General features: G+C 73.2%; 21 protein-coding genes and 1 tRNA gene. 12 read left to right on the top strand and 10 right to left on the bottom strand.

Features of this window, described 5'->3' with window-relative positions:
• Position 1: 1 nt before the first annotated feature.
• On the bottom strand, positions 2-1,228 hold the full coding sequence (locus J2X26_RS15995; protein WP_307493694.1) for an AI-2E family transporter: 1,227 nt from the start codon (positions 1,226-1,228) through the stop codon (positions 2-4).
• 146 nt (positions 1,229-1,374) lie between these two features.
• On the opposite strand from J2X26_RS15995, the gene J2X26_RS15990 reads away from it, so the two are divergent.
• Positions 1,375-1,457, top strand: a tRNA-Leu gene (locus J2X26_RS15990).
• A 110-nt stretch (positions 1,458-1,567) separates the two neighbouring features.
• Here the strand turns inward: J2X26_RS15990 and J2X26_RS15985 are convergent.
• On the bottom strand, positions 1,568-2,548 hold the full coding sequence (locus J2X26_RS15985) for an ArsR/SmtB family transcription factor (RefSeq protein WP_307493693.1): 981 nt from the start codon (positions 2,546-2,548) through the stop codon (positions 1,568-1,570).
• A gap of 152 nt (positions 2,549-2,700) precedes the next feature.
• On the opposite strand from J2X26_RS15985, the gene J2X26_RS15980 reads away from it, so the two are divergent.
• Positions 2,701-3,573: an isocitrate lyase/PEP mutase family protein gene (locus J2X26_RS15980; protein WP_307493692.1), complete on the top strand. Its 873-nt coding sequence runs from the start codon at positions 2,701-2,703 to the stop codon at positions 3,571-3,573.
• 88 nt (positions 3,574-3,661) lie between these two features.
• The gene (locus J2X26_RS15975; protein WP_307493691.1) at positions 3,662-4,402 is read left to right on the top strand and encodes an SDR family NAD(P)-dependent oxidoreductase; all 741 of its coding nucleotides are present in this window, start codon (positions 3,662-3,664) and stop codon (positions 4,400-4,402) included.
• Here J2X26_RS15975 and J2X26_RS15970 read toward each other — a convergent pair.
• The 3 genes from J2X26_RS15970 to J2X26_RS15960 all read right to left on the bottom strand — a co-directional run bounded on the left by J2X26_RS15970 (position 4,399) and on the right by J2X26_RS15960 (position 7,018).
• The gene (locus J2X26_RS15970; RefSeq protein WP_307493690.1) at positions 4,399-5,016 is read right to left on the bottom strand and encodes a dihydrofolate reductase family protein; all 618 of its coding nucleotides are present in this window, start codon (positions 5,014-5,016) and stop codon (positions 4,399-4,401) included. The genes J2X26_RS15975 and J2X26_RS15970 overlap by 4 nt on opposite strands.
• 101 nt (positions 5,017-5,117) lie before the next feature.
• Positions 5,118-6,248: an epoxide hydrolase family protein gene (locus J2X26_RS15965; RefSeq protein WP_307493689.1), complete on the bottom strand. Its 1,131-nt coding sequence runs from the start codon at positions 6,246-6,248 to the stop codon at positions 5,118-5,120.
• A gap of 86 nt (positions 6,249-6,334) precedes the next feature.
• Positions 6,335-7,018: a helix-turn-helix transcriptional regulator gene (locus J2X26_RS15960; protein WP_307493688.1), complete on the bottom strand. Its 684-nt coding sequence runs from the start codon at positions 7,016-7,018 to the stop codon at positions 6,335-6,337.
• A 122-nt stretch (positions 7,019-7,140) separates the two neighbouring features.
• On the opposite strand from J2X26_RS15960, the gene J2X26_RS15955 reads away from it, so the two are divergent.
• A complete protein-coding gene (locus J2X26_RS15955; RefSeq protein WP_307493687.1) occupies positions 7,141-7,692 on the top strand; it encodes a DUF1269 domain-containing protein in 552 nt (183 codons plus the stop codon).
• A gap of 2 nt (positions 7,693-7,694) precedes the next feature.
• On the opposite strand, the gene J2X26_RS15950 is transcribed toward J2X26_RS15955, so the two are convergent.
• Positions 7,695-8,132: a DapH/DapD/GlmU-related protein gene (locus J2X26_RS15950; RefSeq protein ID WP_307493686.1), complete on the bottom strand. Its 438-nt coding sequence runs from the start codon at positions 8,130-8,132 to the stop codon at positions 7,695-7,697.
• 114 nt (positions 8,133-8,246) lie between these two features.
• Here J2X26_RS15950 and J2X26_RS15945 point away from each other — a divergent pair, with 114 nt between their 5' ends.
• From J2X26_RS15945 to J2X26_RS15930, 4 genes are read left to right on the top strand one after another with little or no spacing between them, the layout of a single operon-like run.
• Positions 8,247-8,669 (top strand): ChaB family protein, encoded by a 423-nt coding sequence (locus J2X26_RS15945; RefSeq protein ID WP_307493685.1) that lies wholly within the window; start codon positions 8,247-8,249, stop codon positions 8,667-8,669.
• Positions 8,666-9,526, top strand: a complete 861-nt coding sequence (locus J2X26_RS15940) for an alpha/beta fold hydrolase (RefSeq protein ID WP_307493684.1) — start codon at positions 8,666-8,668, stop codon at positions 9,524-9,526. Before J2X26_RS15945 ends, J2X26_RS15940 begins: the two co-directional genes overlap by 4 nt.
• 50 nt (positions 9,527-9,576) lie before the next feature.
• Entirely contained in the window at positions 9,577-9,810 is a 234-nt protein-coding gene (locus J2X26_RS15935; protein ID WP_307493683.1) for a helix-turn-helix domain-containing protein, read from the top strand.
• Positions 9,807-11,051, top strand: coding sequence for a type II toxin-antitoxin system HipA family toxin (locus J2X26_RS15930; RefSeq protein ID WP_307493682.1), 1,245 nt, complete (start codon positions 9,807-9,809; stop codon positions 11,049-11,051). The genes J2X26_RS15935 and J2X26_RS15930 overlap by 4 nt, the downstream gene beginning before the upstream one ends.
• 5 nt (positions 11,052-11,056) lie before the next feature.
• Here J2X26_RS15930 and J2X26_RS15925 read toward each other — a convergent pair whose 3' ends face one another.
• The 3 genes from J2X26_RS15925 to J2X26_RS15915 form a co-directional block, all read right to left on the bottom strand.
• Complete coding sequence (locus J2X26_RS15925; protein ID WP_307493681.1) at positions 11,057-12,409, bottom strand: DNA polymerase IV; 1,353 nt, start codon at positions 12,407-12,409, stop codon at positions 11,057-11,059.
• Positions 12,410-12,439: 30 nt separating this feature from the next.
• Entirely contained in the window at positions 12,440-13,084 is a 645-nt protein-coding gene (locus tag J2X26_RS15920; protein WP_307493680.1) for an alpha/beta fold hydrolase, read from the bottom strand.
• Positions 13,085-13,205: 121 nt separating this feature from the next.
• Positions 13,206-14,111: a matrixin family metalloprotease gene (locus J2X26_RS15915; protein WP_307493679.1), complete on the bottom strand. Its 906-nt coding sequence runs from the start codon at positions 14,109-14,111 to the stop codon at positions 13,206-13,208.
• Between the two features lie 66 nt (positions 14,112-14,177).
• On the opposite strand from J2X26_RS15915, the gene J2X26_RS15910 reads away from it, so the two are divergent.
• Positions 14,178-15,089: an aminoglycoside phosphotransferase family protein gene (locus tag J2X26_RS15910; protein WP_307493678.1), complete on the top strand. Its 912-nt coding sequence runs from the start codon at positions 14,178-14,180 to the stop codon at positions 15,087-15,089.
• On the opposite strand, the gene J2X26_RS15905 is transcribed toward J2X26_RS15910, so the two are convergent.
• Positions 15,090-15,590: an Lrp/AsnC family transcriptional regulator gene (locus tag J2X26_RS15905; RefSeq protein ID WP_307493677.1), complete on the bottom strand. Its 501-nt coding sequence runs from the start codon at positions 15,588-15,590 to the stop codon at positions 15,090-15,092.
• Between the two features lie 120 nt (positions 15,591-15,710).
• Here J2X26_RS15905 and ald point away from each other — a divergent pair, with 120 nt between their 5' ends.
• From ald to J2X26_RS15890, 3 genes are read left to right on the top strand one after another with little or no spacing between them, the layout of a single operon-like run.
• Positions 15,711-16,829: an alanine dehydrogenase gene (gene ald / locus J2X26_RS15900; RefSeq protein WP_307493676.1), complete on the top strand. Its 1,119-nt coding sequence runs from the start codon at positions 15,711-15,713 to the stop codon at positions 16,827-16,829.
• Between the two features lie 9 nt (positions 16,830-16,838).
• Positions 16,839-17,843, top strand: a complete 1,005-nt coding sequence (locus J2X26_RS15895) for an NAD-dependent epimerase/dehydratase family protein (protein WP_307493675.1) — start codon at positions 16,839-16,841, stop codon at positions 17,841-17,843.
• Positions 17,844-17,883: 40 nt separating this feature from the next.
• A complete protein-coding gene (locus J2X26_RS15890) occupies positions 17,884-19,968 on the top strand; it encodes a M3 family metallopeptidase (protein ID WP_307493674.1) in 2,085 nt (694 codons plus the stop codon).
• Positions 19,969-19,982: the final 14 nt, after the last annotated feature.

Raw genomic sequence — 19,982 nt, 5'->3', positions numbered from 1 at the left:
CTCAGGGCTGCTTGACGACCTCGTCGTCGTCGATCTCCTGGACGTTCTCGATCGGTTCGACGTCGTCGTCCGACTCCTCTTCCTCCATCGGCGGGTCCATCGTGCGCAGCCGGGAGAAGACCGCCCAGCACACCGCCACCAGCGGCACGGAGATCACGGCGCCGAGGATGCCCGCCGTCAGCGTTCCGGCTGTGACGGCCAACGCGATGACGACCGGATGGATGGACACCTGCTTGCCCATCACGATCGGCTGCAGGATGTGCCCCTCGAACTGACCGATCAGCGCGATGCCGATACCCACGATCGCCGCGGACAGCAGGCCGTTCGCGGCGAGCGCCACGATCATCGCGATCACCATCGCCAGCGGAGCACCGATCAGCGGGATGAACGCACCGATGAACACCAGCACCGCGAGCGGGGCGGACAGCGGCACCCGCAGGACGCTCAGCAGGATGAAGGCCAGGATGCCGTCGGTGACCGCGATGATCACCGTGCCGCGCGTGTACCCGGAGAACGTGTACCACCCGGCCCCGCCGGCGACCTTCCAGCTCTCGCGCACGCGGGACGGCAGCTGGTTGAGGAACCAGGTCCACATCTCGCGCCCGCGAGCCAGGAAGAACACCGTGCAGAAGATGGCGAGGGCCAGCGCCGTGAACACCTCGACCACGGAGCCCGCACCCGCGGCGGCCTGACCGGCCAGGTCACCGGCGTGCTCCTGCACCCACTTCTGACCGTTGCTGATCCACTCGGCGATCTGCTCGTTGGTGATGCTGAACGGCAGCGACCCGTCCGTCAGGAAGTCGGTGATCTGGCCGATGCCGTCGCTGAACTGCTCGGTGAGGTCCGCCCACTGGTTGGCGATCGAGTAGCCGACGTACGTCAGCAGGCCGAGGAAGAAGACGATGCCCCCGAGGAGGGCGAACGCGGTGGCCAGCCCTCGTGGCACCCAGCGCGCCAGGTACTCGACGGCGGGTCGCAGGACCGCGGTGAACACGAACGCGAGGAACACCGCCACGAACAGCAGCTGCACGCGCGACGTGGCGTAGAAGATCAGGCCCACCATCGCGATGACGACAAGCAGCCGCCACGACACTCCCGCCGCACCGCGCAACCAGCGGGGTGCGGTGTGCTCGTTGCCGTAGACGCTCGGGTTGCGCCGCCCGCCCGCGACCCTGCGGGCCGTCTGGCTGGCTGGAGACCGGCCCGTCGAGCTGCTCGCGTCGGTCATCGGGCTCCCTGCATCATGACGGAGGCGACCTGGTCCCGGCGCCTGCGGCCAGTCTGCCCCCGGCGGCCGATGCGTGCCCGCCCGCCGCGCCGTGCTATCTTTTCTGCCGCACCTGAGGGCGCCTCCGGGTGCCCTGCGGTCCACCTGTCCGGGTGGCGGAATGGCAGACGCGCTAGCTTGAGGTGCTAGTGCCCGAAAGGGCGTGGGGGTTCAAGTCCCCCTCCGGACACTCGTTGAGACAGCGACGAACAAGGCCCTGGCCAGCGGAAACGCCGGTCGGGGCCTTCTTCGTCCCCTGCCGCCGGCGGCCACCCGCAGCACCTCCCGAGGCGGGGGACGTCAGACCGGGGCTCCCACGAGCGCGTCGGCCGCAGGGGTCCGGACGTACAGCACCTGGCGCCCCGCCCGGTGCGGGCGGACGAGACCCGCGTCACGCATCGCGGTGAGGTGCTCGGAGATCCCCGCACGGGACAGGCCGAGCCGGTCGGCAAGGCCGGTGGTCGATGCCGGGACGTCCAGCGACAGCAGGACCTGGGCGCGCGTGCGCCCGAGCACCCCAGCCAGCGCGTCGGTCCTCGCCACGTCCGCGACGTCGAAGATCGTGCCCGTGCCGCGCGCCGGGTAGGACAGCTGCGGCGGCTCGGGCGGAACCGCGCGGGTCAGGACCGCGTCCCAGGCGAACGCGTTGGGAAGGAGCAGGAGGCCCTCGCCGGTGCCGTCGCGGGTGATCTCGCAGTGCCGTTCCACGAGGTGCAGCGCGCCGTCGTCCCAGGTCACGGTCTGGTGCAGGTCGCCCAGCACGTGCCCGGTCCCGTGCTCGGCGACCTGGCGGGCGCGGTGCAGCACGTCGGCGTCGAGGACGACGCGGATCCTCGGCCAGTGCGGGGCGATGGCCAGGTCCCAGAACGCGGCGATCTCGGCGGTGACGAGAGGCAGCGTCGCGACGGGATCGCGTCGTAGGGCAGCGATCCGGGCGGGGTCCAGGGGTGCGCGCTCGGCCGCCAGCATGTCCACCTCGAGCCGGACGCGCGCGGGATCGGTCGCGCGGATCGCCGCGAGCTCGTCGTCGAGGTCACCACAGGGGTAGGGCGTGAGCAGGTCGGCGAGGTAGCCGTGCGCAGGGACGAGCTCGGCGAGCCAGCCGCGGTCGAGACCGGCGCTCCGGACGGCGGGGCGCACGTCGTCGAGCCACCGACGGTACGGAGCCGGGCCGCCCGCGCGGGCGAGCAGCCGGAAGGCACAGACCGTCTGCCACAGGGGCGAGACGGCGAAGCGCGCCCGTGCCAGGTCGTCTGCGGCGAAGGCGACCTCAGCGCGCATGACCGTCCCTCCGTCGGCGACCGAGCCGGCCGGCACGGTCCGCCGCGAGCCTAGGCGGCACGTCCGACATTCGGTCTCCGCCGAATCCGTGGAGTGCCGTCGCACGGGCGGGCAGAGTCGTCGCCACCCTCGAGCCGAAGGACACACCACCCATGAGCGTCACCGACCACACCACCGTCACCGCGTCGGAGCAGACCCGACAGGCGGCCCGCCGGCTGCGCGAGCTGTCGGGTGCGCCGATCCTCGTCCTGCCGAACGTGTGGGACGCCGCGAGCGCGACGCTCGCCGTCGCCGCGGGAGCGGCAGCGCTGGCCACGACCAGCGGCGGTGTCGCGTGGTCGCTCGGCCGTGCCGACGGCGAGCGCGCAGGTCGGGACGAGATGCTGGCGGCCGCGGCCCGGATCACCGCAGCGGTGCCGGTGCCGGTGACGGTCGACCTCGAGGGCGGCTACGGCTCGTCGCCCGACGAGGTGGCGGGCGCCGTGCTCGAGGCCGTCCGCGCGGGTGCCGCCGGCGTGAACCTCGAGGACTCGCGCTCGACCGACGGCACGTTGTACACCGCCGACGAGCAGGCGGCGCGGCTGCGCTCCGCCCGGGACGCCGCGCGCACGGCGGGACTGTCGGAGCTGGTCCTCAACGCCCGCACCGACGTCTACCTCTTCGGCATCGGGGCGCCGGACGGACGGCTCACCGACGTGCTCACGCGTGCGACGGCGTACGCGGCGGCGGGCGCCGACGGCCTGTTCGTCCCGGGCCTCCTGGACCTCGACGTCCTGGCCGAGCTCTGCACGGCGTCGCCTCTGCCCATCAACGTCATGGCCGGCCCGGGGGCGCCGTCGGTCGCGGACCTCGCAGCGGTCGGCGTCCGTCGCGTCACGGTGGGCACCTCGATCGCGCAGGCGGCGTACTCGGTCGCCTTCCGTGCGACCGCCGAGCTCCTCCGCGACGGAACGCTCGGCGCGTTGGAGGGCGCTCTCGACGTCGGCACCGTGAACGGCATGTTCGCCGAGCCGCTGCGGCGCTGACGGGACGGCGTCCGGGTGTGCCGGCGAGCGCGCAGCGCGAGAGCATGAGTCGTCCTGTCCGCGTGCGACGACCGAGGATGACCGCACAGTGACCGAACGCTCCTACGTGGTGACCGGCGGCAGCCGTGGCGTCGGCCGGGAGATCGCGACCCGGCTGGCGCAGCGCGGGCATGTCGTCGTCCTGGACGTCGTCGACGCGCTCGACTGGCACGACCCGCAGATCTCCCTGGTCTCCGGAGACGCGCGCGATGCGCAGACGGCCCGACGAGCCGCCGCTCGCGCGGAGTCCGCGGGCCCGCTGGTGGGGTGGGTCAACAACGCGGCGATCTTCCAGGACGCCGCGCTCGATGCCGCGACGAGCGACGACATCCTCGCGATGATCACGGCCAACGTCGCGCTCGCGGTCACGGGCTGCCACACGGCCGTGAACCACTTCCTGGCTCGTTCCCGTGCGGGTGCGATCGTGAACGTGTCCTCCCACCAGGCGCGACGGCCGGTCCGCGGCGCACTGCCCTACGCGACGGCGAAGGCGGCCATCGAGGGCCTGACCCGAGCCGTCGCCGTCGACCACGGCCCGGCCCGGATCCGCACCAACGCCGTGGCCCTCGGGTCGATCAGCACGCCGCGGTACGAGGCCTATCGCGAGCAGCACCCGCAGGTCGACGCGCAGATGGCGGCTTTGCACCCGCTCGGCCGGGTCGGCACGGCGCAGGAGGTCGCGGCCGCGGTCGCCTACCTGTTGTCCGACGACGCGAGCTTCGTGAACGGCGTGGTCCTCCCGGTCGACGGCGGACGGGCAGCGCAGGGATCCGACCCCGAAGCGGTCTAGCCGTCGGCGCCCGGCACCTTGTCGGTGACGTCCTCGTAGGTCTGGCTGCCGGGCAGCTCGCTGGGCGCGTAGACGAGGTGCACGACGCCGGTCGGGAAGACCTCGGAGCGCAGCAGCCGCAGGGGGTAGATGGGCTCACCGTCGTCGAACAGCCGCTCGCCGTGGCGTGCTGCCACGGGGTGGACGAGCAGGCTCAGCTGGTCGACCAGCTGGGCGGCGAGCAGCTCCCGGACGACCGAGAGGGACCCCGCGATGAGGATCTTGCCGATCGTCGGGTCGGCCTTGAGCGCCGTGACGGCCTCGACGAGGTCGCCCTGGACGGCCTCGGCGTTCCGCCAGCCGAGGTCCTGGCTGCCGCGCGTGGCGACGACCTTGCGCATGTCACCGAGCTGCGCCGCGAACGTGGCGTCCTCCCCGCCGGCGGTCTCGCGGTCGGGCCACGCGCCGGCGAAGCTGTCGTAGGTCACGCGCCCGAGCAGGAGGACGTCGACGTCCTCGTAGTCCGCGCCGACCGCGGCGCCCATGTTCGCGTCGAAGTACGGGAAGTGCCACGCCGGGTCGATCTCGGCCACGCCGTCGAGCGAGATGAACAGGGTGGAGACGATCGTCGCCATCGGGGTCCTCCAGGGTCGTGGCCGCGCACGGTGCTGCGCGGCCGCACGACACGATCAGACCTCATACCACCCACATCCGGCCATCCTCACCTCACCTCGGCTCAGCCGACGGGCACCGCCGCGAGGAACCTGCGGATGTCCCCGGCGAGCTCGTCGGGACGCTCCATCGCCGGGAAGTGCCCACCGCGGGGGTGCTCGGCCCAGAACGCCAGGTGCCCGTCGCGGTCGAGGATGCGTCGCATCAGCGGCTCCTCGCCGAACGCGACCATGCCCTGCGGTCTGTCGTGGGTGCGCCCCCACGCCATCGACGCGTGCGCGGCCTCGTACAGCAGGTTCGCGCCGCCGTCGCCGCCCCGCCCGAACCACGCGACGCTCACCAGCGTGAGGAGGTGGTCGAGGTCGACCGCGTCCTCGGGCAGCTCGCGCTCGGGGTCGGTCCACTCGCGGAGCTTCTCGACGATCCACGTCAGCTGCATGACGGGGGAGTCGGTCAGCCCGTACGCGACGCTCAGGGGCCGGGTGGTCTGCACCTGCAGGTACCCGAAGTCCTCCGCGCGGGCTGCCTTGAGGCTCTCGTGCCGTGCCTTCTCCTCCTCGGTCAGGTGGTCGGTGGGCGGGGTGTACGCGGTCGCGATGGCGCCCGGGTCGGTGGTGACCAGCGAGGCGATCACCCGGTCGCCGGCATCGAGGCACAGCTGCTCGCTGATGCCGGCACCGACGTCGCCACCCACCACCGCGTACCGCTCGTAGCCGAGGGCGCGCATGATCCGGTCGAACGCGTCGGCGGTCCGGACGAGGTCCCAGCCGTGGCCCGTCAGCGGGGTCGAGAAGCCGAAGCCGGGGATCGACGGCACGACGACGTGGAACGCCGGACCGTCCACCGGGTCGGCCAGGGCGGGCGCGAGCTCGGCGAACTCGACGAACGACGCGGGGTACCCGTGGCACAGCAGCAGCGGCGTCGCGTGCTCGTGGGCGGAGCGCACGTGCAGCCCGTGGACCGGCTGGCCGTCGACGTCGGCGAGGAACTGCGGCAGGCGGTTGAGCCGCTGCTCCTGGGCGCGCCAGTCGAAGCCCGTGCGCCAGTGCTCCGCGAGTCGTCGTGCGTAGGACACGGGGGTGCCGCGCTCCCAGCCGGGCGTGAGGTCGGCCGGCCAGCGGGTGCGGGCGAGCCGGTCGGTCAGGTCGTCGAGCTCCTCGGTCGGGATCGCGATCTCGTACGGTCGGATGTCCATGGCAGCTCGGTCCTCTCCGTCGGCGTGGTGCGTGCCGTCCGAGCCAACCGGAGCGCCCGGCGAGGTGTCTTGAACCCTGGCGACACTCAGACGGGTTCGCCGCGACCCTGCGACTGACCAGGCGTGTACCCGGTGAGCCGCTTGAGCTCACGTGTCAGGTGGGACTGGTCCGCGTAGCCGAGGTGGTGGGCGACGTCGGCGATGGCCTCGCCGCTCTGCAGGCGTGCCACGGCCTCACGTGCCCGCGCGATCCGACGGACCTCGCGCGGGCTCATCCCGGTGGCGTGCGTGAAGTGCCGCTCGACCGAGCGGGGCGACAGCGGGACCGGGTCGCCGTCGAGCGCTGCCTCCACGACGTCGTCGTGCGCGAGCAGGCCGTCGTGGGCGAAGGACTCGACGAGGGCGTCGACCAGCTCGTCGTCCGTCCCGGGGAACGGCCACGCCGACCCACCCAGCAGGAACAGTCCGGGGGAGGGCATCGCGAGCCTCTCGGTGTGGTCCCGCATCGCGCCGACGGGGACGTGCGTGAAGTAGGCGCCCGGCGCGAAGCGGATGCCCACGTTCCGGTTGCCGGCGGTGTACGGCACCGGCGTGGGCAGCGTCGACGGGCCGCTGAGCAGCACGCGGTGACCGTCACCGGCGATCGTGAAGATCATGTCCCAGCGCGCGTCGGCCGACGCGAGGTAGGTCCCGTCGCTGGTGTCGTGGGTGTGCCAGACGACGTCGACGAACACCGACGATGAGGCTCGCTCCTCGTAGAGGAAGCTCATGCCCGACGAGCGTAGACCGGGTTCCCGACGCGGGACCCGTGCACCTGCGCTCAGGTCTCCGACGGGTCTACGGTCGGTATCGCACCAGATCGGACAAGTCTCTGCAGACGAAGGAGCTCTCTATGTCGGACGACCAGCCCACCGACGTCGTCGCCGCCCTCTCGGACGGCGCCTACACCCTCTTCGTGGCCGACTTCGCGGACACGGACACGGCCTTGGCCGCGTACGAGGCGCTCAAGTCGATCGAGGACGGCAGGACGCTCGAGATCGACGGCGTCATCGTCGTCGCGCGTGCCGAGGACGGCACGCTCGAGATCCAGAAGGCGACCGACCACAGCACCCGGCACGGTCTGAAGTGGGGTGTGGTCGGCGGCGTCGCGCTGGGCCTGATCTTCCCGCCGTCGATCATCGGCAGCGCCGCGGTCCTGGGTGCCGTAGGTGCCGCAACGGGCAAGGCGCGTGAGCTGAAGCACCGCAAGGACCTCGCCGAGGAGCTGGCGAACGCGATCGTCCCCGGGCACTCCGGGCTCCTGGCGCTGGTCTCCGACCCGGGTGCGGTCGAGATCCGCAAGGCGCTGGAGAAGGCGGACGCGATCGTCGAGAAGGCGATCGACAAGGTCGAGGCCGACGAGATCAAGGCCGCCGCGGAGGCCGCCAAGGCCGAGGCAGGCTGAGCCTAGGCCGCAGTCCCGAAGTCCGACCTCGGCGCCCGGCGCCGGTCGCCGAGCACGACGTGGCGGTCGGCGACCCGGGCGTCGAGAGCGACCCGGGCGCCGGCGGCGACGACCACGCCAGCACCGAGGCGGGCGTTGGCGCCGATCCGGGCACCGTCGCCGACCCGTGAGCCGGAGCCGAGGTGCACGTTCTGCCCGAACCTGACGTCGGCGCCGACCGTCACGCCGGACTCGATCCAGCAGCCGGGGCCGACGTGGGTGCCGTCGCCGAGCACCGACCCGGACTCGACGTACGCGGACTCGTGCACCGCTGCGCCGTCGGCCACCGTCGCGGTGACCTCGACCAGCCCGCCGCCGTTCGGGTGGCGGCGGTACACGCGGACCTCACCGTCGACGCCCTCGATGGGGACGGCGCGGCCTCGCACGTCGTTGTCTGTCACGTCACGCTCCTGATCTGCTCTTCTCGGTCCTGCCATCATCTGAGGCGGTCGGGCCCCCAACCAGTGACCTAAGGCCCACTGGCGACGGTGCGCGCCGCGGGTGACGATCGAGTCGTGCCCAAGACCACACGATCCGGAGCCGCGAAGCAGAGCGAGCTGCCCAGCACGTTGCAGCGGTCCGACGAACTGGCGCAGCGGACGTTCGCGCACGCCTACGACGCGGCGATCGAGCAGTACGACGGCGACGAGGAGCGCGCGCACCGCGTCGCCTTCGCCGCCCTCAAGCACAGCCACGAGAAGGTCGGCGACAGCTGGCGCCCGAAGGCGGAGTACGGGCCGTCGGACCAGCACGCGGAGGAGGGGTACGGCTCGGACGCGCCGACGGCCGGCGGCGTCGACGCCAACGCGAGCAAGGCGCACCTCTACGACGTCGCGACGGAGCTCGGCATCGCCGGGCGCTCGCGGATGCGCAAGGACGAGCTGGTCGAGGCGATCGAGAAGGAGAACGACCGCCGCAGCCGGGAGGCGCTCCGATGACGGAGCGGATGGTGGACGTGGCCGACGGCGTGCGGCTGTGCGTCGACGTCTCCGGTGCCGGCGAGATGCTCGTGCTCGTGCACGGCGCGGGCTGCTCGTTGGTCGCGTGGCCGGACGGTCTGGTCGACCTGCTGGCGCAGCACCACCGGGTGCTGCGGTACGACGCGCGCGACCAGGGCCGCTCGACGACGTGGCCGGTGGGGCAGCCGGGCTATGGGATGAGCGACGTGGTGGGCGACGTGCTCGCGCTCCTGGACGACGAGGGTGTCGACCGCGCGCACGTGCTGGGGCTGTCGGGCGGTGGACTGGTCGGGCAGCTGCTCGCGCTCGACCACCCGGCCCGGGTGGCCACCCTGACGCTGGTGAGCAGCACGCCGGGTTCCGCAGGGCTGCCGGGGATGGCCGACGAGCTACGCGCGTTCTTCGACGGCGGCACGGACGAGCCCGACTGGGACGACCGCGACGCCGTCGTCGCCTACCTGACCGAGCTCGAGCGACCGTTCCAGCGCGGGGGCTATGACGAGGCGCTCCAACGGGTGATCGCGCAGCGCACCGCGGACCGGTCGAACGACCTGCGGGCCGCCACGACCAACCCGTTCCTCGTCGACCCCGGCCCGTCGGTCCGGGGGCGGCTCGGGGAGATCGCGGTACCCACGCTCGTGGTGCACGGCGATGACGACCCGCTGTTTCCGCTGGCGCACGGCGAGGCGCTCGCGCGGGAGATTCCCGGAGCGGAGCTTCTCGTCATCCTCGGTACCGGCCACGGGGTGCCGCCGCAGCGCGCCTGGCCCGTGCTGGCGGACCGCGTGGAGTCGCTGATCTCGGCGTCACGATATGGTGACATTGGCTCGATGTAACGATAGTGTGTCACCGAGCAGATGACACGATATCCGCACATGGAGGACCGATGGAGACCACTCCTCACGCCTGGGCCTGGGTCACCCGACCCGCCGATCTCGGCGCCTTCCTGCGCGACCGACGGCTCCAGCGCGGACTCACCCAGGCCGAGCTCGCCGACGAGCTGGGCATCTCTCGCCGCTACGTCGTCGAGATAGAGCAGGGCAAGCCGAGCCTGTACACCGATCGGCTCTTCGCCGTGCTGCGCGAGCTCGACATCGTGCTCAAGGCCGAGCAGCGATGAGCACCGCGCTCGACGTCTGGCTCTACGGCACCCGGGCGGGCACGCTCACCAGCCGCGACGGCCGGCTCGACCTCGCCTGGAGCGACGACGCCGTCGCACGCTGGGGTGCCGGGTCACGAGTCGCCTCCCACCTGCTCCCGCTCGCCACCGCCGAAGGATCGCACCCGGCACGCGTCGGGGCGTGGCTCGAGGGTCTGCTCCCCGAAGGTCGCACCCGCACCGCGATGGCCGTCGACCACGGGATCGACCCGGACGACACCCTCGGCATCCTCGGCGTCTACGGCAAGGACACCGCCGGCGCCCTGGTCCTTGTCGACGAGGGAGCCCCCGACCCCGCGACCACGGCCCACCTCGAACCGGTCGACCGGGCGCAGGTCGCGGCGATGCTGCGCCAGTCGGCGTCGTCCGGGACGGCGGACACCCGCCTCGACTCGCTGACCTCGCTCGCGGGCATGGAACCCAAGGTTGCCCTCGCCTGGCACGACGGCGGCTGGGCACGCGTCCGCGCCGGTGCCGCGTCGACGCACATCATCAAGCTGTCGCGGTCGGCGCAGTCCCCGACGCGGGACCTCATCGACACCGAGGCGGCGTCCCTCGACCTCGCCCGGCGCATCGGCCTGACCAGCGTCGACGCCCGGATCGAGCAGTTCGACGAGGTACGCGCGATCGTCGTGTCGCGGTACGACCGCGTCGTGTCCGACGGGCCGACCGAACGCATCCACCAGGAGGACCTCGCCCAGGCGCTGGGAATCAACACGTCCGACCCCGAGCGCAAGTTCCAGCGGGGGCGCTCCCTGCCGTCGTACGTCGCGGCCGCGCGCGTCCTGACCGACGGCGGCGCGCGCACGGACGAGCTCCTGCGCCTGGTGACCTTCACCGTCGCCATCGGCAACACCGACGCCCACGCCAAGAACCACTCGTTCGTCCGCCACCCCGACGGCGCACGCCTGAACCTCGCGCCCGCCTACGACATCTCGATGCACGAGCACACGAGCGTCTCCTCCGGGCGGCTCGCAATGGAGGTGTCCGGCAAGGACGCGATCGCGTCGATCACGGCCGAGGACCTCGCGGACGAGGGACGGTCCTGGGGCATGGCGCCGCGTCGTGCGCAGCGAGTCGTCGCGCAGACCGTGCAGGCGATCGCGGACGCGCTCTCGGTCGTGGACAGAGACGGGCATCCCGGTGTGTCGGCAGCGGCGTGGGAGACCGTCGAACGCCGCGTCCGGGCGCTCGGTCCTTGAGACGGTCAGGCGTCCGTGGTGGGCGCAAGGGGCGGCACGAGGCGGAGCGGGTCGGCATCGAGGTCGAGCACCTGCGAGCGGGCCGGGGGTGTGTCCACGCCCTCGAACCGGACCGTCGCCTGCCGGCCCCGGACGTGCACCACCCAGCCGCGGCCGAGGGTGTCGTGCTCGATGTCGAGGCCCGGTCGCGCGTTCTCCTCGCTCAGCAGCCCCAGCACCACCGGGCCGTCCGTCGGCTCGTCGACGACCGCAGGGTCGAACTCCTCGGTGCCCCACGGCAGCGTCAGCTGGGCGTGCGCCGACAGGTTGTGGAACGAGACGCCGAGCAGGCGGACGGAGTCGCTGATGCCCGCGGCCCGCGCGGCCTGGTGCGCGGCGGCCCGCAGCTCGGCGGGCTCGGCGGTCGGCTGCGGGAGGGTCACCGACCGCGTCAGCGTGGTGAAGTCGGCGAACCGCACCTTGGCGACGACCGTCCGTGCGCCTCCCCCGTGCGCGGTCAGCCGGCGCAGCGCCTCGTCGGTGACCCGGTCGACGGCGGCGGCGATCAGGTCGGTGCCGAAGATGTCCTGGGCGAACGTGCGCTCCGCACCCACCGACTTGCGCTCACCGCTGGGTGCCACGGGCCGGGGGTCGATCCCGCGGGCGAGCCGGAACAGGTTGACGCCGGACGACTCGCCCACGGTCATCGTCAGGATGTCGAGCGGCTGGCGACGCAGGTCCGCGACCGTGCGGACGTCGAGCCGCTCCAGCGCCGCCGCCGTCGCCGGACCGATGCCGGGCACCGCACGGACCGGCAGGGGCAGCAGGAAGTCGTCCTCGTCGGCGGGCTCGACCACGAGCAGCCCGTCCGGCTTGCCCGCGTCGGACGCCAGCTTGGCGACGAGCTTGGTCCGGCCGACGCCGATGGAGACGGCGAGCCCGGTGAGCTCGCGGATCCGGGCACGGACGTCGGTGGCCGCGGCGGCGGGGTCGTCGGCGAACGGGCCGGCCTCCAGGTCGACGAACGCCTCGTCGATGCTCAGCGGCTCGACCAGCTCGGACAGCGTGCCGAGCGTGGCCATGATGAGGCGTGAGTACGCGGAGTACGCCTCGAACCGGGGGAAGAGCACGGCCGCCGCGGGAGTGAGCCGGCGTGCGCGGCTCATCGACATCGCGGAGCGTGCCCCGGCCCGGCGGGCCTCGTAGGACGCCGTGGAGACGACACCGCGCGGACCGGTCCCGCCGACGAGCACGGGTCGGCCGCGCAGGGACGGCTTGTCCCGTTGTTCGACGGCCGCGAAGAAGGAGTCGGCGTCGGCGTGGAGCACGGTCGCGCGGGTCCGCAGCCGGGAGGCGTCGGCGAGCTGCGCGGGGTCCACGCCCCTACTGTGCCTCGCGGAGCGCGCGTCTCACGCCAGGGCGAGGCCGCCGCGGTGGCGCAGCTCGTGCAGGGCGTCGAACAGGATGCGGTTGAACGCGACCGGCGCGTGAGCGTTCACATCGTGCCCGGCGTTCGGGACGACCATCAGTCGCGTCCCCGGGCGGGCGTCGAGATACCGGCGCTCGTCGAGCCGCAGCGGGTCGCGGCGACCGTTCACCAGCCACACCGGCACCTCCGTGCGACGCAGGTCCGCCAGCGGCGAGTAGCCCGCGAGCGCCGTGAGCATGTCGGTCACCACGTGCCAGTTCGGGCCGCCCAGGCGCAGCGCCCGCGCGAGCATCCCGGAGGCGCGTCGGTAGGCGGCGAGCGGCTTGCCCTTGATCTCCGTCGAGCAGCCCGCCAGGACCACGCCCGCGATCTTGCGCTCGTTGCGTCGCGCATACGCCAGGCTCGTGTACCCGCCGAGGGAGAGCCCGACCAGCAGCGGCGGCTCGGGGCAGGACTCGACGGCGTCGTCGATGGCCGCCAGGGCGCCGTCGAGGCTGAAGCGTTCGTGCGACCGTCGCCCGTGCCCGGGCAGGTCGATGGCCACCGTGCGGTGCCCCGAGCGCTCGAGCGCGTCCACCTGGCGACGCCAGATCGCGGACGAGGTCCGGGTGCCGTGCACGAGCACGATCGGGCGACGGTGGATGAGGGCTCCTCAGCGGGCGGATGGTGATGCGTCCGTGGCGAGGGTACGCACCCCACCTGGGAGTTCCGTGTGAGGTCGTGCGGACCGGGTGTGAAGGGTTCGGTCAGACGTCCGGTGCGCAGTCGCCCGAGCCGAGCGCCGCGAGCCCGGCGAGGTCGCCGGCGCCCAGACCGGAGCGCGTCGCGCTCGTGCTCGGGTACATGAGCTGCGTCGGGTCGTCGACGTGGTCGAGGCCGACCAGGTGGGCGAGCTCGTGGGTGACGACGCCGAGCGCGGTCGCCCGGGTGCCGGGCAGGGCGTCGAGCACGGCGATGTCGTCGCTGTCGAGCGTGACGGACCCGGTGACGTAGACCGACCGGCCGGACCGGGTCACGGAGGCGGAACCGGCGATCCCGGCGACCTCGCCCGCGAGCTCGGGGGACTCCGCCGCTGTGGACCAGGCGATCAGCACGGGGGCCCAGCGCGACCCGTACACGTCCGGCTGGTAGGCCTTGCGGTCCGCGCTGGGCACCTCGCGCGTGGCGCCGTCGTCCACGAACTGGAGGCCGGTCGCCACGGACACCCGGGTGACCGCCGCCTGGATCAGCGCAGGACCGCCGGGGGGCGCGCCGTCCGGCCGGACGACGTAGTGGATGGGCCGGCACGGGCTGTAGGCCACAGGTCCGTCGCCGTCGGGCTGCAGGGCGGAGAAGGCGAAGCCGCCGGTCAGGCCGCTGCTCATCGGCGGAGCCCCGAGCGGGAACGCCGCCTCCTCCAGCCCGGCGGGCGGGCCGAACACCCCTGACGACGTCCACCAGCGAGCGCCGACGGCCACGAGCCCGACCAGCAGGGCCGCGACCAGGAGGACGGCCGGTCGGGGGCCACGACGGACGCGCACCGGCGGGCCGTGGAAGTACACCACGTCCTCTTCGACGGGGGTGGCGCGCGGGTGCGGCAGCAGCAGGGGGTGCGGGTGGTGACCGCGCGCGTCGACCCAGGGGTTCAGACCCTGCGGGTCTCCTGCGTGCACCCCGTCACCTCCTCGTCCGACGTCGGTCGCCGCAGGATCGCATACGCGGCGGCGATACTGGAACGGATGAACGAGCAAGGACACGGCATGGTCGTGCCCGCGATCCTGCGCGACGGCGTCGGCCGCACGCCGGCCGGTGCCGAGTGGATCGAGCGGCTGCCGACGTTGGTCGCCCGAGCGGGGGCACGGTGGGGGCTGCGCCTCGGGCCTCCGTTCACCGACGGGGCGGCCTCGTGGTGCGCACCGGCCACCCGTGCAGACGGTCGGCCGCTGGTCCTGAAGGTCTCCTTCCCGCACGACGAGGCGCGCCACGAGGCCGTGGCGCTGCGTGCGTGGCACGGGCACGGGGTCCCGGAGCTGCTCGGCGTGGACGACGACGACTGGGCGCTGCTGCTCGAGCGCGTCGAGCCCGGTACGCCGCTGTCCCGTGCGCCGGGGAGCGCGCGCGAGCGACTGACCGCGGCCGCGGACGTGGCCCGGTCGTTGTGGTCCGTCGGGGGTCAGGTCGAGGTCCCGGCGATGGCCGACGTCTGCGCCGGCTGGGCCGACCTGCTGGAGGAGCGCGGGTCGCGGCACGGGGTCGACGTCAGGGGCGCCGCCGAGCTGCTGCGGACGCTCCCGGGATGGTCGGACACGCTGGTGCACGGCGACCTCAACCCCGGGAACCTGCTGGCCGCGGGAGAGTCCCGCTGGCTCGCCATCGACCCCAAGCCGATGCGCGGCGACCCCGCGTACGACCTGTGGCCGCTGCTCGAGCAGATCGACGACCCGTTCGAGCACCCCGCCCCCGCGGCCGTGCTGCGCGAACGGGTGGCGCTGCTCGCGGGGCTCCTCGACCTCGACGCGGCCCGGGTCGCCGCCTGGGCGTTCGCGCGCTGCACGGAGTCCGCCCTCTGGGTGTGGGACCAGCTCGTCGACGAGCCCGGCGCGCGAGCGATCCTCGGGCAGGCCGCCGTCTGGGCTCGCGTGGCCGGCTGATCAGATCGAGGCCGTGCCCGGGGCGTGCACGTGCTCGAACACCAGGCTGGTCTGCGTGTGGGCGACCTCCGGGCGGGTGCTCAGGTGCTCCAGCACGAACGCCCGCAGCTCCGGGGAGTCGCGCACCGCCACGTGCACGAGCACGTCGTCGACCCCGGCGAGCAGGTACACGTCTCGCACCTCGGGCCGCTGCGCCAGCCGGTGGGCGACCTCGGCCAGGCGTGCCCGCGCGGACGGCTGGAGCCGCACCGCGATCATCGCCTGCAGCCCGCGACCGACCGCCTCCGGGTCCACCTGGGCGTGGAAGCCGCGCAGCACCCCGGACTCGCGCAGGGCCCGCACGCGGGCGTGGCACGTCGACGGCGCGATCCCCGCGAGCGCGGCGAGCTCCTTGTTGGAGATCCGCCCGTCCCGCTCGAGCTCGCTGAGCAGGCGCCGGTCGACGTCATCGAGCTCGACGGCGCCGAACGCGGTTCGGCGAGGACCGGTGGACGGCGACATCTGTGAATCCGCGACGGACATCTGGCGAATCTAGCGAATGATCGATCGTCGTCATCCGTTTGCAACACAGGAAGTTCAGAATGTTGAGAACTGCCGCAACCACCCCGGACGGAGACCACCATGAAGGTCGGCATCCCCAGTGAGGTCAAGAACCACGAGTACCGCGTCGCCCTCACGCCCGCGGGGGTGCACCAGCTGGTCGGGTCCGGGCACCAGGTCCTGATCCAGGCCGGTGCCGGGGTGGGGTCGGCCATCACCGACGAGCAGTTCGCCGCGGCCGGGGGAACGATCCTCGCCGACGCCGCCGAGGTCTGGGGGAGCGCCGACCTCGTCTGCAAGGTCAAGGAACCCGTGGCGTCCGAGTACGGCCACCTGCGCGACGACCTGGTCCTGTTCACCTACCTGCACCTCGCAGCCGACCGCCCCGCCACGGACGCGCTGCTCGCGGCCGGGACGACGTCCATCGCCTACGAGACGGTGCAGCTCCCCGACGGCTCGCTCCCGCTGCTGGCGCCCATGAGCGAGGTCGCCGGTCGGCTCTCCACCCAGGTCGGCGCCTACCACCTGATGAAGAACGAGGGCGGCGCCGGTGTCCTGCTCGGCGGGGTCCCCGGCGTCGACGCCGCGAAGGTCGTCGTCCTCGGCGGCGGGGTGGTCGGCCGGCACGCGGCCGAGATCGCCGTCGGGATGCGCGCCGACGTCGCCGTGCTCGACCTGTCGATGCCGCGGCTGCGGGACACGGACTCGGCCTTCGGCGGACGCGTCCGCACCATCGCGTCGAGCGCCTACGCCATCGAGCGCGAGCTCCTCGACGCCGACCTCGTCATCGGTGCCGTCCTGGTTCCCGGCGCACGCGCACCGCACCTCGTCACCAACGAGCTCGTCTCCCGCATGCGCCCCGGCTCCGTCCTCGTCGACGTCGCCGTCGACCAGGGCGGCTGCTTCGAGGACACCCGGGCCACCACCCACGACGACCCGACGTTCCTGGTGCACGGCTCCGTCTTCTACTGCGTCGCCAACATGCCCGGCGCCGTCCCGGTCACCTCCACCCGTGCCCTGACCAACGTGACGCTCCCGTACCTCAACGCGCTCGCCGACCTCGGCTGGACCGCCGCGACGGCCGCCGACCCTGCTCTGGGCGCCGGGCTGACCACGCACGACGGGCAGCTCTACAACGCCGCGGTCGCCCGGTCGCACGGCTACCCGACCCACACGGCCGCGGCGGGCGCCCTGGCCTAGCCTCGGACCATGGCGACGGCGCTGGTCATCGGTGGCAGCGGGCAGATCGGCCGGGCCGTGGTGCCCGCCCTGCTCGAGGACGGCTGGGACGTGCGCGTCCTGGTCCGGCACGCGGCAGACGTCGGCGGCGCGCAGCTCGTGCGGGGGGACCGGCAGGACCCCGACGTGCTCGACGAGGCGCTCGCCGGCGGCGTGGACGTCCTGGTCGACGTCGTGGCGTACGACGACCGGCAGGCCGCCCCGCTGATCGAGCGCGCCGACCGGATCGGGTCGGCGGTGGTCGTCTCGAGCGCGGCCGTCTACGTCGATGACGCGGGCGACGGGTTCGAGTCCGAGGAGTTCGGGAGCTTCCCCGTCCCGGTCACGGAGGACCAGGCGACCGTCGGACCTGGGCGCGACACCTACGCGACCGGCAAGGTGGCGCTCGAGCAGGCGTGGTCGGCGTCCTCCGTGCCCACAACGGTCCTGCGGCCGGGTGCCATCCACGGCCCCGGCTGCGTCCAGCCGCGGGAGTGGACCTTCGTGAAGCGCGTGCTCGACGGCCGTGACGTGCGGGTGCTCGCCTACGACGGGCTCAGCAGGTTCCACACGACCGCGACCTCGGTCCTGGGCGAGCTGGTCCGCCTGGCGGCGCAGCAGCCGGGGCACCGCGTGCTCAACGCCGCCGACCCGCAGGCGCTCACCGTCGCCGAGATCGCCGCGGCGGTCGACGCGGCCATGGGGGTCACGTCGCGCCTGGTGACCGTCGCGGGGGACCCGGTGGACGGCGTCGGGCTGACGCCCTGGGCGGTGCCGCGGCCCATGGTGCTCGACATGCAGCGCGCGGCGGACGAGCTCGGGTACGTCGCCCCCGGCGGCTACGAGGACACCGTCGGCGCCTGCGTGCGGTGGCTGGTCGAGGCCGCGGCGGCCCGCGACTGGCGCGAGGCGTTCCCCGGGTTCGTCCGGATGGAGGCGATGGGCGACTTCTTCGCGTACGCCGCCGAGGACGCGTTCCTGGCCCGCACGCGGTGAGGGGCGGCGGACGTCGGACCCGTCGGCCATGATGAGCGCCATGCAGCTGACCGACCTCGCCGCCGACAACCCGTTCGGCACCCCGTCCACCCTTCCCTACGGTCTCCCTGACTTCACGCGGATCCGGGAGGAGCACTACCGCCCGGCCCTGCTCGCGGGCATGGCCCAGCAGCGCGCGGAGATCGACGCGATCGCGTCCGACCCCGCCGCGCCGACCGTCGAGAACACGCTCGAGGCGCTCGAACGCTCGGGCCGCCTGCTGCACCGCGCGGTCGAGGCCTTCTACAACCAGTCGAGCGCCGACTCCAGCCCCGGGCTGGATGCGATCGAGGAGGAGCTCGCACCGCAGTTCTCCGCCCACCTCGACGCGATCTACCTCGATCCTCGACTGTTCACCCGGGTTGCCGCGCTGCAGGCCGACGTCGACTCCGGTGCGCTGGAGCTGGAGCCGGACACCGCGTGGCTGCTGCACCGCACGCACACGAAGTTCGTGCGCTCGGGCGTCGGGCTCGACGATGCGTCGCAGGATCGTCTGCGCGCGCTGAACGCCGAGATCATGAGCCTCGAGGCCGAGTTCGGTCGACTCCTCCTGGCGGCCACGAACGCGGCCGGCGTCCTGGTCACCGACGAGCACGAGCTGGACGGCCTGCCCGAGGACGCCCGCGACGCCGCGGCACTGGCGGCGCGCTCGCGTGGCCACGAGCAGGGCTGGTTCCTCGAGCTCGCGCTGCCGACGCAGCAGGCGCCGCTGGCCGCGCTGCGTGACCGTGGCCTGCGCGAGCGGGTCTTCCGCGCGTCGGCCGGGCGCGGGGCGTCCGGGCCGCACGACACCCGCGCGACGTTGCTGAGCCTGGCCCGCACGCGCGCCGAGCGCGCCCAGCTCCTCGGGTACGCGCACCACGCGGAGTACGTCGCCGCGGACGCGACCGCCAAGACCGCGCAGGCCGTCTCGGACATCCTCGAGCGGCTCGCCCCGGTCGCCGTCGCCAACGCCCGCACCGAGGGTGCCGACCTGGCCGAGGCGCTCGGGCACGACCACCCCGGTGCCCGGCTGGAGCCGTGGGACTGGCAGTTCTACGCCGAGCAGGTCAAGAAGGAGCGCCGCTCGCTCGACGACGCGATCCTGCGCCCCTACCTGGAGCTGGAGCGGGTGCTGGCCGACGGGGTGTTCCGCGCGGCGAACGAGCTCTACGGGCTCACGTTCGCGGAGCGCCACGACCTCGTGGGCTACCACCCCGACGTGCGCGTGTTCGAGGTGTTCGACGCGGACGGGAGCGAGCTGGGCCTGTTCCTCGGCGACTTCTGGACGCGCGAGTCCAAGCGCGGCGGCGCGTGGATGAACAACCTCGTCGACCAGTCGACGCTGCTCGACGAGCGTCCCGTGGTGGTCAACAACCTCAACGCCCCGAAGCCGCCCGAGGGCGAGCCCACACTGCTCACGTGGGACCTCGTCATCACCCTGTTCCATGAGTTCGGCCACGCGATCCACGGCCTGCTCTCCGCGGTGCGGTGGCCCTCGCAGTCCGGCACCGCCGTCCCGCGGGACTTCGTGGAGTACCCGTCGCAGGTCAACGAGATGTGGGCCTGGGACCCGTCGATCCTGCGCGCGTTCGCCCGGCACCACGAGACGGGCGAGCCCATGCCGTCGGAGTGGGTGGACACGCTGCTGGCGGCCCGCCAGGACGGCGAGGGGTTCGCGACCACCGAGTACCTCGCGGCCGCGCTGCTCGACCAGGCCTGGTACCGGCTGTCGCCCGACGAGGTCCCGACGGACGTCGACGAGGTCGAGGCGTTCGAGGCGGCCGCACTGCGGCGCGCCGGCGTCGACTACGCCCCGGTGCCGCCGCGCTACCGGACCACGTACTTCAACCACATCTTCGCCAGCGGGTACTCGGCGGGCTACTACTCGTACATCTGGTCCGAGGTCCTCGACGCCGACACCGTCGAGTGGTTCCGGGAGAACGGCGGGCTGGACCGCGCCAACGGCGACACCTTCCGGGCTCGGCTGCTGTCGCGCGGAGGGTCGCTCGACCCGATGCAGGCGTTCCGTGACCTGCGCGGACGCGACCCGCTGATCGACCCGCTGCTGGCACGCCGAGGCCTGACCGGGGCGGCCACCGCCTGACGCCCGGGGCGCGC

The sequence above is a fragment of the Cellulomonas humilata genome (assembly GCF_030814415.1).
GTDB classification, from domain to species: Bacteria; Actinomycetota; Actinomycetes; order Actinomycetales; family Cellulomonadaceae; genus Cellulomonas; species Cellulomonas humilata_A.
This window is presented reverse-complemented; position numbering and strand designations above follow the sequence as displayed.